This window comes from Pseudomonas sp. GW823-FHT04A03, from assembly GCF_058796615.1.
The window spans coordinates 1-17,383 of the sequence record NZ_JBXAIV010000012.1 but is presented as its reverse complement, the minus strand read 5'-3'; the positions used below and the strand labels follow the sequence as shown (position 1 = coordinate 17,383).

General features: G+C 61.1%; 16 protein-coding genes. 5 read left to right on the top strand and 11 right to left on the bottom strand.

All coding sequences use genetic code 11. The features are described 5' to 3' along the window. Positions 1-66 precede the first annotated feature (66 nt). The 7 genes from tauD to AC1Q9F_RS23990 form a co-directional block, all read right to left on the bottom strand. Positions 67-909 carry a taurine dioxygenase gene (tauD, locus tag AC1Q9F_RS24020; protein ID WP_273901335.1) on the bottom strand — a complete coding sequence of 281 codons (843 nt, stop codon included), beginning with the start codon at positions 907-909 and terminating at the stop codon, positions 67-69. 57 nt (positions 910-966) lie between these two features. After that, positions 967-1,806, bottom strand: coding sequence for a taurine ABC transporter permease TauC (gene tauC / locus AC1Q9F_RS24015; protein ID WP_492621119.1), 840 nt, complete (start codon positions 1,804-1,806; stop codon positions 967-969). Continuing rightward, a complete protein-coding gene (gene tauB, locus AC1Q9F_RS24010; RefSeq protein ID WP_007952704.1) occupies positions 1,803-2,597 on the bottom strand; it encodes a taurine ABC transporter ATP-binding subunit in 795 nt (264 codons plus the stop codon). The genes tauC and tauB overlap by 4 nt, the downstream gene beginning before the upstream one ends. Positions 2,598-2,613: 16 nt before the next feature. After that, the gene (tauA, locus tag AC1Q9F_RS24005) at positions 2,614-3,591 is read right to left on the bottom strand and encodes a taurine ABC transporter substrate-binding protein (protein WP_375744887.1); all 978 of its coding nucleotides are present in this window, start codon (positions 3,589-3,591) and stop codon (positions 2,614-2,616) included. A 294-nt stretch (positions 3,592-3,885) separates the two neighbouring features. Further along, a complete protein-coding gene (gene gshA, locus AC1Q9F_RS24000) occupies positions 3,886-5,469 on the bottom strand; it encodes a glutamate--cysteine ligase (RefSeq protein ID WP_007952700.1) in 1,584 nt (527 codons plus the stop codon). A 214-nt stretch (positions 5,470-5,683) separates the two neighbouring features. Then, positions 5,684-6,067: a PaaI family thioesterase gene (locus AC1Q9F_RS23995; RefSeq protein ID WP_007952699.1), complete on the bottom strand. Its 384-nt coding sequence runs from the start codon at positions 6,065-6,067 to the stop codon at positions 5,684-5,686. Then, entirely contained in the window at positions 6,067-8,391 is a 2,325-nt protein-coding gene (locus tag AC1Q9F_RS23990; RefSeq protein ID WP_115076179.1) for a Tex family protein, read from the bottom strand. Before AC1Q9F_RS23990 ends, AC1Q9F_RS23995 begins: the two co-directional genes overlap by 1 nt. A gap of 360 nt (positions 8,392-8,751) precedes the next feature. Here AC1Q9F_RS23990 and ompR point away from each other — a divergent pair, with 360 nt between their 5' ends. Further along, entirely contained in the window at positions 8,752-9,492 is a 741-nt protein-coding gene (gene ompR / locus AC1Q9F_RS23985) for an osmolarity response regulator transcription factor OmpR (RefSeq protein WP_007952694.1), read from the top strand. Positions 9,493-9,606: 114 nt separating this feature from the next. After that, positions 9,607-10,920, top strand: coding sequence for an ATP-binding protein (locus AC1Q9F_RS23980; protein ID WP_007952691.1), 1,314 nt, complete (start codon positions 9,607-9,609; stop codon positions 10,918-10,920). Positions 10,921-10,955: 35 nt separating this feature from the next. Here AC1Q9F_RS23980 and rimK read toward each other — a convergent pair whose 3' ends face one another. The 3 genes from rimK to rimA are packed head-to-tail and all read right to left on the bottom strand — an operon-like array spanning position 10,956 to position 13,133. Next, a complete protein-coding gene (gene rimK / locus AC1Q9F_RS23975) occupies positions 10,956-11,861 on the bottom strand; it encodes a 30S ribosomal protein S6--L-glutamate ligase (RefSeq protein WP_007949201.1) in 906 nt (301 codons plus the stop codon). After that, positions 11,858-12,337 carry a retropepsin-like aspartic endopeptidase RimB gene (gene rimB / locus AC1Q9F_RS23970; RefSeq protein ID WP_011331964.1) on the bottom strand — a complete coding sequence of 160 codons (480 nt, stop codon included), beginning with the start codon at positions 12,335-12,337 and terminating at the stop codon, positions 11,858-11,860. The genes rimK and rimB overlap by 4 nt, the downstream gene beginning before the upstream one ends. Positions 12,338-12,353: 16 nt before the next feature. Next, positions 12,354-13,133: a S6 modification regulatory phosphodiesterase RimA gene (rimA, locus tag AC1Q9F_RS23965; RefSeq protein WP_492621120.1), complete on the bottom strand. Its 780-nt coding sequence runs from the start codon at positions 13,131-13,133 to the stop codon at positions 12,354-12,356. Positions 13,134-13,249: 116 nt separating this feature from the next. Between rimA and AC1Q9F_RS23960 the strand changes: the two genes are divergently transcribed. Continuing rightward, on the top strand, positions 13,250-13,657 hold the full coding sequence (locus tag AC1Q9F_RS23960) for an RNA-binding S4 domain-containing protein (RefSeq protein ID WP_007952687.1): 408 nt from the start codon (positions 13,250-13,252) through the stop codon (positions 13,655-13,657). Positions 13,658-13,725: 68 nt separating this feature from the next. Here AC1Q9F_RS23960 and AC1Q9F_RS23955 read toward each other — a convergent pair whose 3' ends face one another. Then, a complete protein-coding gene (locus AC1Q9F_RS23955) occupies positions 13,726-14,526 on the bottom strand; it encodes a phosphatase PAP2 family protein (RefSeq protein ID WP_492621121.1) in 801 nt (266 codons plus the stop codon). Between the two features lie 104 nt (positions 14,527-14,630). Here AC1Q9F_RS23955 and hslO point away from each other — a divergent pair, with 104 nt between their 5' ends. Both hslO and AC1Q9F_RS23945 read left to right on the top strand, forming a co-directional pair. Next, on the top strand, positions 14,631-15,533 hold the full coding sequence (gene hslO, locus AC1Q9F_RS23950) for an Hsp33 family molecular chaperone HslO (protein WP_085608616.1): 903 nt from the start codon (positions 14,631-14,633) through the stop codon (positions 15,531-15,533). Positions 15,534-15,714: 181 nt separating this feature from the next. Further along, positions 15,715-17,256, top strand: a complete 1,542-nt coding sequence (locus AC1Q9F_RS23945; RefSeq protein WP_007952682.1) for a phosphoenolpyruvate carboxykinase — start codon at positions 15,715-15,717, stop codon at positions 17,254-17,256. Positions 17,257-17,383 lie beyond the last annotated feature (127 nt).

Sequence of the window (17,383 nt, the reverse complement as noted above, 5' to 3'; positions counted from 1 at the left end):
CACGCTCTGCGTGGGAATGCAGCCCGGGACGCTCCGCGTCCGCAGTGCGTGGGAACGCTCAGTTGTTCAGCGAAAAAACGGTACATCCCCCAACACCGTAGCCCGCTGCATCACCCGCCGCGCCGGCCGGTAGTCATCCACCGCGTAATGCTGCGTCACGCGGTTGTCCCAGAACGCAATGTCATCCTTCTGCCAGCGCCAGCGAATGGTGAATTCCGGCCGCGTCGCATGCGCGAACAAGAACTTCAACACCGCTTCGCTCTCGGTCTCCGACAGCTCATTGATCTTCGACGTGAACCCTTCGCTGACGAAGAGCGAACGCCGTCCGCTCACCGGATGCGTGCGAATCACCGGGTGCGACAGCGGTGGATTCTTGCGCCGTGCCGCTTCCCACTGCGCCAGTGCTTCCGGCGTGTTGCCGTAGCGCTCCAGCGGAAACGAGCGGGTGAAATCGTGAGTCGCAGTCAGCCCTTCAAGCAGCGCTTTCATCGGCGCCGACAGCGCCTCATACGCAGCAATCCCGCTAGCCCACAATGTGTCGCCACCGAACTCCGGCAGCAGCTTGGCGCTGAGCACCGCGCCCATGGCCGGGGTCGGCAGGAAGGTCACGTCGGTGTGCCAGATCGCGTTGTCGCGCACGTCGGTAACGGCGGTGTCGAGGATCAGCACTTCCGGCTGTTCCGGCACGTTCGGGTAGATCGGATGAATGTGCAGGTCCCCGAAGTAGGCGGCGAAACGCGCCTGCTGCGCCGGCTCGATCGGCTGGTTGCGGAAGAACAGCACCTGATATTTGAGCAGTGCCTGCTCGATGGCGTCGCGCTGTTCCAGGTTCAGCGGCTGGCTGATGTCGACGCCGCTGATCTGTGCGCCGAGGGCCGAGCTTAGAGGGGTGATGTTCAGGCTGCTCATGGTGGTTCTCTTCAATTCCGGGGCCCCGAAACTGTCGGGGTAGTCAGTGCTGAAAAATCAGTGGGCCTGGCCGTGCCACGGCACCAGTTTGCGTTGCAGGACGCGCAGGCCCATTTCCATGGCGAAGGCGATCAGGGCGATGACCAGAATCCCCAGTACCACCACATCGGTGACCAGGAACTGCGCGGCCGACTGCACCATGAAGCCCAGGCCGCTGGTGGCCGCGATCAATTCGGCAGCGACCAGAGTCGACCAGCCCACACCGAGGCCGATGCGCACACCGGTCAGAATATCCGGCAGGGCGCTTGGCAAAATCACATGGCGGATCAGTTGTGCGCGAGTGGCGCCCAGCGACTGCGCGGCGCGCAATTTGGCCGGGTCGACGGTGCGCACGCCGGTGGCAGTGGCAATCGCGATCGGGGCAAAAATCGCCAGGTAGATCAGCAGCACTTTCGACAACTCACCGATGCCGCACCAGATCACGATCAGCGGCAGATAGGCGAGCGGCGGAATCGGCCGGTAGAACTCGATCAGCGGATCGAGCACGCCACGGGCGATGCGGTTGGCGCCGATGGCAATGCCCACCGGCACCGCGGTCAGAATCGCAAAACCGAGGCCCAGACCGATGCGGCTCAGACTCGCACCCAAGTGCTGCCACAGCGTCGAATCCATGTAGCCCGTGGTCGCCAGCAACCAGCCTTTTTGCAGCACGGCGGACGGTGGCGGCAGGAACAGCGGTTCGATCAGGCCGGTGGCCGTGACGGCCCACCAGATCACCAGCAACGCGAACAGGGTCAGCAGGCTGATCCAGCGGGTGCTGAGGCTGCGGCGCACGGGAATCACCACCGACGTGGCGGCGGGTTTCACGGCGGTAGCGGAAACGTCGTAACTGCTCATGCGCGCTCCTGCCGCTGAACGGCGCTGCGTTGCGAGAACACTTTGGCCAGCACGTGTTCGCGGGTTTCGATGAAGCGCGGATCGGACTTGATCGAGCGCGCCGATTCGCCGGCGGCGTAGCGCTGGCCGAAGTCGAGATGCAGACGCTCGACGATCTGCCCCGGATTCGGTGCCAGCAGAATCAGGTCAGTGGCGAGGAACACCGCTTCTTCAATGTCGTGGGTAATCAGGAACACCGGTTTGGCGGTGCGTTGCCAGACTTGCAGCAACAGCTCCTGCATCTGCTCGCGGGTGAAGGCATCGAGGGCGCCGAATGGCTCGTCCATCAGCAACACACGCGGATCGGCTGCGAGGGCGCGGGCCAGGCCAACGCGCTGCTTCTGGCCGCCGGAAAGCTGCCAGATCCGACGATGTTCAAAACCGGAAAGGTCGACCAGCGCGAGCATTTCCCGCGCGCGCTGTTCGCGTTTGTCCTTGGCCACACCGGCCAGTTCCAGACCGAAAGCCACGTTGGCCAGCACGTCCTGCCAGGGCAGCAGGGCATCGTCCTGGAACACCACGCCGCGCTCGGCACTCGGGCCTTTGACCGGCACATTGTCGAGGGTGATACGGCCGGCACTCGGTTCGACGAAGCCGGCAATCAGGTTCAACAGCGAAGTCTTGCCACTGCCGGACGGGCCGAGGGCCACCAGCAATTGCTGAGGGCCGAGGGTCAGGGAAATGTCGGACAGTACCGGTTCCGGGCTGCCGGGATACTGTGCGCTGATGCGCTCCAGCTGTAGCAAGGCCATCGCAATTAACTCCCGATCAGTTGGTGATGTACTTGGCGCTGACGTACGGCGCGTAGTCCGGCAGTACCGCTTCGACCTTGCCTTGCTCCTTGAGGAACGCAGCGGTGTCGGTGATGGCTTTGGTGGTCGGCGCGCCGAGGTCACTGACCTGATCCGCCGCCAGCGGGTAGACGTTGCCTTGCAGCAGCAATGGGATGTCGCTGGCCTTGGCGCCCGAAAGCTTCACAAGCTTCTCGACGTTGCTCTGGTTGGCGAGCCAGGCTTTCGGATCCTTGCGGTAGTCGGCGTAGGCGTCGAGGGTGACCTTGGCGAATGCGGTGACGATTTCCGGGTGCTTCTCGGCGAAGTCCTTGCGCACGATCCAGGCGTCGAAGGTCGGTGCGCCGAACTTGGCCAGCTCGCCGGAAGTGATCAGCACTTTGCCGTTTTCCTTGGCCACACCCAGCGCCGGATCCCAAACGTAAGTGGCGTCGATGTCACCGCGTTTCCACGCGGCAATGATCGCTGGCGGGGCGAGGTTGAGGACGGTGACTTTCGACGGATCAATGTTCCAGTGCTTCAGCGCAGCGAGCAGGCTGTAGTGACCGGTGGACACGAACGGCACGGCGATTTTCTTGCCGACCAGATCCTGCGGGGTCTTGATGCCGGAGCCGTCGCGGGCGACCAGCGCTTCGGCGGCGCCGATCTGGGTGGCGATGAGGAAGGTTTCCACCGGGACTTTGCGGGTGATCGCGGCGGTCAGCGGGCTGGAACCGAGGTAGCCGATCTGCACGTCGCCGGAGGCGATGGCGGCAATGATGTCGGCACCGTTATCGAATTTGCGCCAGTTGATGTCGGCCTTGGTGGCTTTTTCATAGGCGCCGTCGGCCTGGGCGACTTTCGCCGGGTCAACGGTGGTCTGGTAGGCGACGGTGAGGTCGGCGGCCTGAGCCAGGAAACTCGCGGCAGCCAGAGAGGCCACGGCCAGCAGGCGAAGCGGGAAATTCAGTTTCATTGAAGAGCTCCATATCAGGCGACCGAGCGTCGGCGTGAAAGGAGACTAAATGATCTAAGAATCTAAAAATAAATAACTTTTTAGAATGAGCTTATGAGCGGAAAAATCTAAGGGAGAGAACGTGATAGTTGGGAGAGAAGGTGATAGTTCCCACGCTCTGCGTGGGAATTCGGCTTGTGACGCTCCGCGTCCCTTGAGGCATTCCCACGCGGAGCGTGGGAACGATCATCGTCGGGAGGCGTTACCACGCGGACGGTTCGACGACTCGACGTGGGAACGATCAAGGACAAACGATCAGTTGCTGATCGCCAGAATACTCGCCTGATACGACCCGACAAACACGTCGAAATCGCCCACCTCGTTCTGCTCCAGCTCAGCCTGTTGCGCCAGCGAAGACCGCGCCAGTTCTTCGAACTTCGCCTGTTCCTCAGCCGCCAACGGCTCGCTGCGGAAGAACTCCGCGTGAGCCTGACTCTGGCGCAGGGAGAATTGCGCGAAGCTTTCCTTGTGCGCAGCCATTGCCGCCAGCACCTGGGCCGAAGGTGTCAGGGACGAATCCTTGACCTTGGCCAACTGCGCATCGAGTGCCTTGCTGTGGGCATCGCCGCCATGGCTTTGATCCAGCAGCGCCGCCAGTGGAGCGATTTTTTCCAGCAGTTCGGCGGCCCATTCCTTCAGCTCGACCGGTTGCCCGTCGCGCTGCAATTGCAGGCCCGGACGACGACCTTCCTTGACCACGCTGAGGAAGTTGGAGGTGGCGTTGCCGCAGGAATTGTTGGTCAGCAGCGGGCTTTCGTTCAACGCGCAGTACAGCAGGAACGCGTCGAGGAAGCGCGACTCGGTGAGGTCGATGCCCATCGGCAGGAACGGGTTGATGTCCAGGCAGCGTACTTCGACGTACTGAATGCCACGGGCCATCAAGGCCTGGATCGGCCGCTCGCCGGTGTAAGTCACGCGTTTCGGGCGGATGTTGGAGTAGTACTCGTTTTCGATCTGCAGGATGTTGGTGTTCAGTTGCACCCACTCGCCATCCTGATGCGTGCCGACTTCGACGTACGGCGCGTACGGCGTCGCCACCGCTTTGCGCAGGCTGTCGGTGTAGCTCGCCAGGTCGTTGTAGCAAGGGGTCAGACCGGCCTGGGCGTTGCTCTGGTAACCGAGGTCGCTCATGCGCAGGCTGGTGGCGTAGGGCAGGTACAGGGTGTCCGGATCCAGCTGTTCCAGCTGGTGCGCACGACCGCGCAGGAAACCCGCGTCCAGCGCCGGCGAAGCACCGAACAGGTACATCAGCAGCCAGCTGTAGCGCCGGAAGTTGCGGATCAGCGCGATATAGGATGACGACTGGAAATCCCGGTCGGTGCCGACAAAGCCTTCGGCTTCTTTCAGCAGCGGCCAGAGTTTTTCCGGCAGGGAGAAGTTGTAGTGAATCCCGGCGATGCACTGCATGGTCTTGCCGTAACGCAGGGCCAGGCCCTTGCGGTAAACGTACTTGAGCTGACCGATGTTGGAGGTGCCGTAATAGGCGATCGGGATGTCTTCCTCGGCCGGCAACGGGCACGGCATCGATGGACTCCACAGGTACTCGTTGCCGAGCTTGCTGTAGGCAAAGCGATGAATCTTGTCCAGGCTGGCCAGGGTGTCGGCCGGGTCTGGCAGGGCGGGCGTGATGAACTCCAGCAGCGACTCGGAATAGTCGGTCGTGATCTGTTCGTTGGTCAGCGCGGAACCCAGTGCTTCAGGGTGTGGCGTTTGGGCCAGGCGGCCTTCGCCGGTCACGCGCAGGCATTCACGTTCGATACCGTGAAGGCACTGCTCAAGCAGAGAGAGGTTAGCGCGCTCGCCGAGCAGAGCCAGGCGGCGGTTGAGAAGTTCGCTCAATTTGGATTCCTTCACGCGTCAGTCGCCCCAATATGGGGGTGGGCAGGACGGTCTACAAGGGTGAAGTTGAAACTGGCGTTTTCGCCTGGTTTTCGGGCCATGAAAGCCCCATTGGAAACGCCAACTTCAGTCCCTGAATCTGGCAGACGCGGGCGAGGAAAACTCCGACGCTGCGATCACAGCGCCGAAATTAACTCAAAATGATGAACAACATCTACAGGACAGCGAACGTGCCTTGCGCTTTTGCGACCAGTTTGTCGCCCTGCATCACGTCGGCTTCGACCACCAGCGTGCGCCGGCCCGGGTGGATCACCCGCGCCGTGCACATCACCTCGCCTTCGGAGACGGCGCGGATGTAGTTGATCTTGCACTCGATGGTCGCGCTCTGCTGGTCAAAACCGTGGGTGCTGGAACAGGCCAGCCCCATGGCGATATCCACCAGACTGAACAGCGCGCCACCGTGCAGCTTGCCGCCGCGGTTGCGCAGTTCGGGTTCCAGCGCCAGGGCGACTTGCGCCACCCCGGTTTCCAGGCTGTGCAGGCGGCAGCCCAACAGCTTGAAAAACGCGCTCTCGACGAGCCCGGCCGGAATGTCCATCAGCGTTTCTTCAACTGCTTGGCGTTGGCAAACAGCGACGCCATGGCGTTGTTCGCCGGAGCCGCGGGGGTGCTTTCCTTGCGCGGAGCCGAACCCTGCGACTGGCGTGGCGCCGAGCCCGGACGCGAGCCGCGGGCACCGTCGATCTTCTCGCCCGGGGTGTCGCTCATGCGCATCGACAGGCCGACGCGTTTGCGCGGGATGTCGACTTCCATGACCTTCACTTTCACCACATCACCGGCCTTCACCGCTTCGCGTGGATCCTTGATGAACTTCTCCGACAGCGCCGAGATGTGCACCAGACCGTCCTGATGTACGCCGATGTCGACGAACGCACCGAACGCGGTCACGTTGGTCACCACACCTTCGAGGATCATCCCCAGTTGCAGATCTTTCAGGTCTTCGACGCCTTCCTGGAACTCGGCGGTCTTGAACTCCGGACGCGGGTCGCGGCCCGGTTTTTCCAACTCTTGCAGAATGTCGGTGACGGTTGGCAGACCGAAAGTCTCGTCGGTGAATTTCTTCGGATCCAGGCGCTTGAGGAACGAGGCGTCGCCGATCAGCGAGCGAATGTCGCGGTCGGTTTCAGCGGCGATGCGTTGCACCAGCGGATAGGCTTCCGGGTGAACGGCCGAGGAGTCCAGCGGGTTGTCGCCGTTCATCACACGCAGGAAGCCAGCGGCCTGTTCAAAGGTTTTCTCGCCCAGGCGCGCGACTTTCTTCAGCGCGGCGCGAGTCTTGAACGCGCCGTGTTCGTCACGGTGAGTCACGATGTTCTGCGCCAGGGTCGCATTGAGGCCGGAGATCCGCGCCAGCAGCGCCACGGACGCGGTGTTCACGTCCACGCCCACGGCGTTCACGCAGTCCTCGACCACGGCGTCCAGACCGCGCGCCAGTTTCAGCTGCGACACGTCGTGCTGGTACTGGCCGACACCGATGGATTTCGGATCGATTTTCACCAGCTCGGCCAGTGGATCCTGCAGGCGACGGGCGATGGACACAGCGCCACGGATCGATACGTCCAGATCCGGGAATTCCTTGGCTGCCAGCTCCGATGCCGAATACACCGATGCGCCGGCTTCGGACACCATGACCTTGGTCATTTTCATCGCTGGGTATTTTTTGATCAGTTCGATCGCCAGCTTGTCGGTTTCACGGCTGGCGGTGCCGTTGCCGATGGCGATCAGGTCGACCGAGTGCTTGGCGCACAGAGCGGCCAGAATGGCGATGGTCTGATCCCATTTGTTATGCGGCACGTGCGGGTAAACCGTGGCGTGATCCAGCAGCTTGCCGGTGGAGTCGACCACCGCGACCTTGCAACCGGTACGCAGGCCCGGGTCGAGGCCCAGAGTGGCGCGCGGGCCGGCCGGGGCGGCCAGCAGCAGGTCGTGCAGGTTGTGGGCGAACACGTTGATCGCTTCGGTTTCGGCGCCGTCGCGCAGCTCGCCGAGCAGGTCGGTTTCCAGGTGGGTGTAGAGCTTGACCTTCCAGGTCCAGCGCACCACTTCACCCAGCCATTTGTCGGCCGGACGGTTCTGGTTCTGGATGCCGACGTGCTGACCGATCATGCCTTCGCACGGGTGCAGGGTGCCCGGCAGCTCTTCGCCGACTTTCAGCGCGGAGCTGAGAATGCCTTCGTTGCGGCCACGGAAAATCGCCAGCGCGCGGTGCGACGGCATGCTTTTCAGCGGTTCGTCGTGTTCGAAGTAATCGCGGAATTTCGCGCCTTCCTCTTCCTTGCCGGCGATCACGCGGGCACTGAGGGTGGCTTCCTGCTTCAGGTAGGTGCGCAGTTTTTCCAGCAGGTTGGCGTCTTCGGCGAAGCGCTCCATGAGGATGTACTTGGCGCCTTCCAGCGCTGCCTTGGCGTCGGCCACACCTTTTTCGGCGTCGACGAAGCGTGCGGCTTCGGCTTCCGGGGCCAGGCTCGGGTCGTTGAACAGGCCGTCGGCCAGTTCGCCGAGGCCGGCTTCCAGGGCGATCTGGCCCTTGGTGCGGCGCTTCTGCTTGTACGGCAGGTACAAGTCTTCGAGGCGGGTCTTGGTGTCGGCGAGTTTGATTTCGCGCTCCAGCTCAGGGGTGAGTTTGCCCTGCTCCTGGATGCTGGAAAGAATGCTGATGCGCCGTTCGTCGAGTTCTCGCAGGTAGCGCAGACGCTCTTCCAGATGACGCAATTGGGTGTCATCGAGGCTGCCGGTCACTTCTTTCCGGTAACGGGCGATGAAGGGAACGGTAGAGCCTTCATCGAGTAGCGCGACGGCCGCTTCGACCTGTTGTGGGCGTACGCCGAGTTCCTCGGCGATGCGGCTGTTGATGCTGTCCATAAAACCACCTGACAAATTGTGAAAGCAGGCTCGCAGGCGCGTAAATGAAGGCCCGGAGTCTGGTGGGGCGGCTTGATGCTGGCCGCTGCCTGGGTCAAAAGGCATCCCATTGACCCGTGAAATCGAACAATTACTGCGGCGCCCATGAAAATAAAGGACGGCCACCTGCGGTAACGATTCAGACGTTGCCTGACACAAAAGGCCGCGCATTATAACCAGCGTTCTGTCATTCGGGGGCGACGCAGTCTGTAGGCACAAGCCCCGGTTTTCTGGCAGTGAAGGAAAAATCTGCTAACAATGCACACGGTGCGTATAACGACAGCTACGCCATAATGCGCGCCGAGCTAAAAGGAGCATCCAATGAGCAGCACTGCACAAACTGCTGAAGGCGAAAAAATTCTCATCGTTGACGACGATCCGGGGCTGAGCAGCCTGCTGGAACGCTTTTTCGTCAGCAAGGGCTACCGTGCCCGCGCCGTACCGAATACCGAGCAGATGGATCGTCTGCTGTCGCGTGAAGTGTTCAACCTGGTCGTCCTCGACCTGATGCTGCCGGGCGAAGACGGCCTGACCGCTTGCCGCCGCCTGCGTGGCGCGAACAATCAGATTCCGATCATCATGCTCACCGCCAAGGGCGACGAGCTGAGCCGTATCAAGGGCCTGGAACTGGGCGCCGACGACTATCTGGCCAAGCCGTTCAACCCGGACGAGCTGATGGCTCGCGTCAAAGCCGTGCTGCGCCGTCAGGCCGCGCCGGTGCCAGGCGCGCCGGGCAGTGAAGAAGAAAACGTCACGTTCGGCGACTACGTGCTGTCCCTGGCCACCCGCGAACTCAAACGCGGCGACGAAGTGCACATGCTCACCACCGGTGAGTTTGCGGTACTCAAGGCCCTGGTGATGAACGCCCGTCAGCCGCTGACCCGCGACAAGCTGATGAACCTGGCCCGTGGCCGTGAGTGGGATGCCCTGGAGCGTTCCATCGACGTGCAGATTTCCCGTCTGCGCCGGATGATCGAACCTGATCCGTCCAAGCCGCGCTACATCCAGACTGTCTGGGGTGTCGGTTACGTGTTCGTGCCGGATGGCAACTCCACCAAGTGATGGGTGATTTGTAGGAGCGGGTCTGCGGGAAACGGTCGGAAACGCCGTCCGCGCAGACTCGCAATCCGCAATATGCGAGCATTGCTCGCTCCTGCAAGTGTGTAGCGGTTATCCATGAAAACCCCCGTCTGGTTCCCCCAAAGTTTTTTCTCCCGCACCCTGTGGCTGGTGCTCATCGTCGTATTGTTTTCCAAGGCATTGACCCTGGTTTATCTGTTGATGAACGAGGACGTGCTGGTGGATCGCCAATACAGCCACGGCGTCGCCCTGACGCTGCGCGCCTATTGGGCCGCCGACGAAGAGAACCGCGCGAAAATCGCCGATGCCGCGACCCTGATCCGGGTGGTCGGTGCCGGTGTGCCGGAAGGCGAACAGCACTGGCCGTACAGCGAAATCTACCAGCGGCAGATGCAGGCGGAACTGGGTGCCGACACCGAAGTGCGCTTGCGCATGCACTCGCCACCGGCCTTGTGGGTTCGCGCGCCGAGCCTCGGTGATGGCTGGTTGAAAGTGCCGTTGTACCCGCACCCGTTGCGTGGCCAGAAAATCTGGAACGTGCTCGGCTGGTTCCTGGCGATCGGTCTGCTGTCCACGGCGTCTGCGTGGATTTTCGTCAGCCAGCTCAACCAACCACTGAAGCGTTTGGTCTACGCCGCCCGGCAACTCGGCCAGGGCCGCAGCGTGCGCCTGCCGATCAGCGACACCCCCAGCGAGATGGCCGAGGTTTATCGTGCCTTCAACCAGATGGCCGAAGACGTTGAGCAGGCCGGTCGCGAGCGTGAGCTGATGCTCGCGGGGGTATCCCATGACTTGCGGACGCCGCTGACCCGTTTGCGGCTGTCACTGGAGTTGATGGGCGACCGCACCGACCTGACCGACGACATGGTGCGCGACATCGAAGACATGGACGCGATTCTCGACCAGTTCCTCGCGTTCATTCGCGATGGTCGGGACGAGTCGGTGGAAGAGGTAGACCTCAGCGATCTGGTGCGTGAAGTGGCGGCGCCCTACAACCAGACTGAAGAGAAAGTGCGCCTGCGCCTGGAACCGATCCAGCCGTTCCCGTTGCGTCGGGTGTCGATGAAGCGTCTGCTGAACAACCTGATCGGCAACGCGTTGAATCATGCCGGCGGCAGCGTCGACGTCGCGGCCTATGTGTCCGGTGACACCAGTGCGCCGTACGTAGTGCTGAGCGTGATGGACCGTGGGGCGGGGATCGATCCTTCCGAACTTGAGGCGATCTTCAACCCGTTCACCCGTGGCGATCGTGCCCGGGGCGGGAAGGGCACCGGACTGGGACTGGCGATTGTGAAGCGGATTGCTTCGATGCACGGCGGAAATGTCGAACTGCGCAACCGCTCCGGTGGCGGGCTGGAAGCACGGGTTCGGTTGCCGCTGGGATTGATGCTGCCGCGAGACGCGGTTTAAGTTTCAGGCGGCCTTGCGGCCGCCTGAATCAAGGTTCAACCCTTGCCTTTTGTGCGGGTCATGTTCGGCCCGCCATTCTTCTCGAGATGCTCGATGATGATCCCCGCCACGTTCTTGCCTGTGGTGGTTTCGATCCCTTCCAGACCCGGTGACGAGTTCACTTCCATCACCAGCGGCCCGTGGTTGGAGCGCAGGATATCCACACCCGCCACCGCCAGCCCCATGACCTTGGCCGCACGCAGCGCGGTCATGCGTTCTTCCGGGGTGATCTTGATCAGGCTGGCGCTGCCGCCCCGATGCAGGTTGGAGCGGAATTCGCCGGGCTTGGCCTGACGCTTCATCGCCGCGATCACCTTGTCACCCACCACGAAGCAGCGGATATCGGCACCGCCGGCTTCCTTGATGTACTCCTGCACCATGATGTTCTGCTTCAGGCCCATGAAGGCCTCGATCACCGACTCTGCCGCCGTCGCTGTTTCACACAGCACCACGCCAATGCCCTGGGTGCCTTCCAGCACCTTGATCACCAGCGGTGCGCCGTTGACCATGTCGATCAGGTCGGGAATGTCGTCCGGCGAGTGGGCGAACCCGGTCACCGGCAGGCCGATGCCCCGACGTGACAACAACTGCAACGACCGCAACTTGTCCCGCGAGCGGGCGATGGCCACCGATTCGTTGAGCGGGAACACGCCCATCATTTCAAACTGGCGCAACACTGCGCAGCCATAAAACGTCACCGACGCACCGATCCGCGGGATCACTGCATCGAAACCCTCCAGCGGCTTGCCACGGTAGTGGATCTGCGGCTTGTGGCTGGCAATGTTCATATAGGCGCGCAAGGTGTCGATCACCACCATTTCATGCCCGCGTTCGGTTCCGGCTTCGACCAGACGGCGGGTGGAATACAGACGCGGGTTCCGCGACAGCACAGCGATCTTCATGCAACACCTGTGGAGGAGGTAGATACCGGGAACACCGGCTTGTCTTGTACATATTTGATGCCCGGATTGACCACCAGCTGGCCGTCGATCAGGGCTTTGGAACCGAGCAACAGGCGATAGCGCATGGACTTGCGGCAGGCGAGGGTGAACTCGATCGGCCAGACCCGATCACCCAGGGCCAGGGTGGTGCTGATCACGTAGCGCACCTGGGCCTGGCCATTGGAACTCTTGATGGTCTTGCGGGCGACCAGCGGCGCTTCGCATCGCCGATGACGCAACTGCACGACGGTGCCCAGGTGCGCGGTGAAGCGCACCCACTTCTCGCCGTCACGTTCGAACGGCTCGATGTCGGTGGCATGCAGGCTGGAGGTGCTGGCGCCGGTGTCGATTTTTGCCCGAAGGCCGGCGACTCCCAGATCCGGAAGCGCCACCCACTCGCGCAGACCGATAACGGTCAAATGGTCAAATGTCTTCAATGGAAAAAACCAACGATTAACGCGTCCACGCTTCAGGGGACACCTGGGCTAACGCTTTGAATGCGGGTCTGGCAAACCAGTAACCCTGCATCAGAAAAATTCCGCAGTCCGCCAGGAAATCCCGTTCACCGGCACTCTCTATGCCTTCGGCGATGACTGTAACGTCCAACTCCGCACAGATTGTGACAATCCCCCGAACGATAGCCTGACGAACACGGTCACGGTCGATATCGCGGATCAGCGCCATGTCGAGCTTGATCAGGTCCGGTTGGAAATCGGCCAGCAGATTCAGCCCCGAATAACCGGCACCGAAATCGTCGATGGCCGTCTTGAAGCCGAATTCGCGGTATTCACGCAGAATATTGGTCAAATGGCGATAGTTATCTACGTGCTCGCTTTCCAGTGTTTCGAAAATCAGCCGGTCGATCGGGAAGTTGTGTTTCCTAGCGGCTTCTAGGGTGCTGCGAATGCATAACTCTGGACGATAGACGGCGTTGGGCATGAAGTTGATCGACAAGTGTGTCTGCATATTAAGCTGGGCTGCACCTTCGATGGCGCGAGTCCGGCAGAGCTGGTCGAAACGGTAGCGGTTATCTTCTGTAACCTGATCCAACACGGTTAAAGCGCCTTCACCGGCCGCACCACGAACCAGTGCCTCGTAGGCGTACACCGACTCGTCACGCAGATCCACGATGGGCTGATAAGCGAACGAAAAATCGAAGCCCAGCGGCTCGCTTTGCTGGCAGCCCAGGCACCCGGACTTGGGCGAGGTCAATGAAGACGGAAATTTGGTCACTCGATCACTCCATGCCGTTGAACCGGCGAAGATCACAGTTTATCTGGAGGGCCGGATTCTTGCGCCCGACAGAATCGGTAGTACAGTTCCGACTACTGGCTGAACGAGGAATTCATATGGCGCAAAAACAGGAAGAGGACGACAAGGTCCGTCTCGACAAGTGGCTGTGGGCTGCGCGTTTTTTCAAGACTCGCGCTTTGGCCAAGGCTGCCATCGAGAGCGGCAAGGTGCATTGTCGGGGAGAGCGCTGCAAGCCTGGCAAAGAGCCACGCATTGGCGATGAGTTCGAGATCCGCACGGGCTTCGACGAGAAGACCGTTGTGGTTCAGGCCCTGTCGATCGTGCGTCGCGGTGCACCTGAGGCGCAGACGCTGTATGCCGAGACCGAGGCGAGTATTGCCAAACGTGAAGCGGCTGCGGCGATGCGCAAGGCAGGCGCTCTGGGCGTGACCACCGACGGTAAACCGAGCAAGAAGCAGCGTCGGGATCTGTTTAAATTTCGTGGGAACAGTAGCGGCGAATAAAAAAAACGCAGCCTGCCGGCCTGGGTTCAAGACCCGCCGGCGGCTGCGTTTTTTTCAGTAACCGGTGATTACTGCGCGGACACCACACTCATCCGCGAAACCATCGGCAGCTTGCCCAGTAGCCGGAAAACCGGCGCCGTGACCTTCAGCCAGAAATTCGCCGCGTGATAAGCAAACGGCGTGTAGTAACCCCAGCCCAATGCCCACACCGCCAGCAGCATGCCGCCGATGTAATCGTCCTGGCCCCAATGCGCACCGGCGACCAGGCGCGGCAACATGAACAGCAGCGCCAGGCCCCAGATCACCAGGAACTGGCCAACCGTGCGACTGAACACGCCCATGAACAGCGCCCAGATCAGCAGCACCGAAGCGTGGTCACCGGGGAAGCTCTGGCTCGAGCGATCCTTCAGTTCCCAGGTTTTTTCCATATGCGGGAAGTAATCGCTGATATGCACCGCGCCTTCGAGCACCATCGACGGACTGCTGTGCTGCCAGCCCATGTGATCGGAGAACTTGGAAAACAGCGCGCGGATCACCACCATCAGCAGCAGGATCGAGAAAAATCCGAAAAAGGCGCGACGCACGTCAATCGCCCTGAACACCCAATCACCCTTGATCAGCAGCGTCAGCAGAATCAGGCCGACGACGATGTCGAACGGTCGCAGACTTGCAATTGCCCAGATGTGGAGCCATATGGGGTTGCTGGCCAGCGGTGCGTTGAGTGTGCGGAATAGCCACTCGTCGAAAATCACACACAGCATCTGACCCGTAGGCCATAACCAGAAAGCCAGTAGTGCCAATGGCACGATGTTGCACAGAACCAGCCGGCCGAGGTTCCACCTTGATTGGAACAAACCCGGATTGTTCATAAAATGCCTCCCGTGGCTGAACATCGGCATCAAAAAGGATGCCAGAAGCGCGGAATTTTCATTCTTTGTAACCATTTTGTCATCACATTCAGATACCCAGACCTATGACCGATTTCCTCGATACCGATTACACCCAACGCTTCATCTTCGATGACAGCGACACTCGCGGCGAACTGGTGTCGCTGGAGCGCAGCTATGCCGAAGTGCTCGCCAAGCACCCGTACCCGGAACCGGTTGCGCAATTGCTGGGCGAACTGATGGCTGCCGCGTCGTTGCTGGTGGGCACCCTGAAATTCGATGGCTTGCTGATTCTTCAGGCCCGTTCCGAAGGCCCGATCCCGCTGCTGATGATCGAATGCTCCAGCGAGCGCGAAATCCGTGGCCTGGCGCGCTATCACGCCGAGCAGATTCCGGCCGACGCGACCCTCGGCGACCTGATGCCGAACGGTGTCCTGGCCTTGACCGTCGACCCGATCGCCGGCCAGCGTTATCAGGGCATCGTCGACCTCGACGGCGAAACCCTGTCCGACTGCTTTACCAACTATTTCGTCATGTCCCAGCAGGTCGGCACTCGCTTCAAGCTCTGCGCCGATGGCCGTCGTGCCCGTGGCCTTTTGCTGCAGCAACTGCCGGCCGATCGCCTGAAAGACGAAGAAGAACGCGCCGCCAGCTGGCAGCACATCACCGCGTTAGGCAACACCCTGACCGCTGATGAACTGTTGAGCCTGGACAACGAAACGGTTCTGCATCGCCTCTACCATGAAGAGCAGGTTCGTCTGTTCGATGTGCAGAAACTGCGCTTCCACTGCAGCTGCTCCCGCGAGCGTTCGGGCAATGCACTGGTCAGCCTGGGTCTGGAAGATGCGCAGGCGCTCGTGGCCGAGCAAGGTGGAAAAGTCGAGATCGATTGCCAGTTCTGCAACCAGCGCTACCTGTTCGACGCGGCAGATATCGCTCAATTGTTCGCTGGCGCGGGCGTCGAGACGCCGTCAGATACCCGGCACTAAAACGGTTCAGCGCAGGTAAATTCACTGCTCAACGACGGAATAACGCCGTTACGACGGGAGGGCCCTACTCTTTTTGGGCTTTTCTGGCATAATCCGGCCCACTTTTTTCGCGGTAGTAGTGCACGACTTTCTACTACAAAACGTTTGGAGCACACTCGGCCACTGGCCGACGGGGAACCTCATGACGCAAGCCAATAACGCCGTGTACACCGATCTGAGTGTTGATGATCTGGTAAAAGAAGCCCTGAACCGCGGTGAAGGCGAGCTTGCCGATACCGGCGCTCTGGTTGTTCGCACTGGTCACCGCACCGGCCGTTCGCCAGTCGACCGTTTCATCGTTGAAGAGCCTTCCACCCAGGCTGCCATTGCCTGGGGCCCGATCAACCGCAAGTTCCCGGCCGACAAGTTCGACGCGCTGTGGGCTCGTGTTGAAGCATTCAACAACGCGCAAGAGCATTTCGTTTCCCACGTGCATGTAGGCGCGGCCGAAGATCACTACCTGGCCGTGAAGATGACCACCCAGACTGCCTGGCAGAATCTGTTCGGTCGTTGCCTGTTCATCAACCCGGCTCAGTACAACCCGGCCGGTCGCGAAGAGTGGCAAGTGCTGAACGTCGCCAACTTCGAGTGCGTACCTGAGCGTGACGGCACCAACTCCGACGGTTGCGTGATCATCAACTTCGCCCAGAAGAAAGTGCTGATCGCCGGCATGCGTTACGCCGGTGAAATGAAGAAAGCCATGTTCTCCGTGCAGAACTTCCTGCTGCCGGCCGCTGACGTGCTGCCAATGCACTGCGCTGCCAACATCGGCGAAGAAGGCGACGTTACCCTGTTCTTCGGTCTGTCGGGCACCGGCAAGACCACCCTGTCCGCCGACGAAAGCCGTTACCTGATCGGTGACGACGAACACGGCTGGGGCGAAGGCGTTGTCTTCAACATCGAAGGCGGCTGCTACGCCAAGTGCATCGACCTGTCCGAGAAGAACGAGCCGGTCATCTGGAAAGCCATCAAGCACGGCGCGGTGCTGGAAAACGTCGTGATTGACGATGCCAAGCACGCCGACTACGCCGATGTCAGCCTGACCCAGAACAGCCGCGCGGCCTACCCGCTGGAGCACGTTGCCAAGCGTTCCGAGAAGAACCTGGGCGGCGAGCCGAACGCTGTGATCTTCCTGACCTGCGACCTGACCGGCGTGCTGCCGCCAGTGTCGATCCTCAACGAAGAACAAGCGGCCTACCACTTCCTGTCCGGCTACACCGCTCTGGTGGGCTCGACCGAAATGGGTTCGGGCAGCGGCATCAAGTCGACCTTCTCCACCTGCTTCGGCGCACCGTTCTTCCCGCGTCCGGCCGGCGAATACGCAGAGCTGCTGATCAAGCGCATCCGCGGTTTCGGCTCCAAGGTCTACCTGGTCAACACCGGCTGGACCGGCGGCGGCTACGGCGTCGGCAAACGCTTCAACATCCCGACCACTCGTGCAGTGATCGCAGCGATCCAGAGCGGCGCGCTGATCGGCGCAGCCACCGAGCACCTGGACACCATCAACCTGGACGTGCCACTGGCCGTACCGGGCGTCGAAACCAACCTGCTCAACCCGCGCAACACCTGGGCTGACAAGGCTGCGTACGACGAAGCTGCAAAAGCACTGGCCGGTCTGTTCATCGAGAACTTCAAGAAGTTCGAAGTGAGCGACGCGATCAAGGCTGCCGGGCCTAAGTTGTAAGACTGGGTTTGTAGTGTCTAGTCCTGAAATAGGTTTACACCTGTTTCACTCTAACGCCCGATGCACCGCATCGGGCGTTTTGTATTTTAAGGACAGGTGCGGGCGCTCCTGGTTGTAGATCAAGATC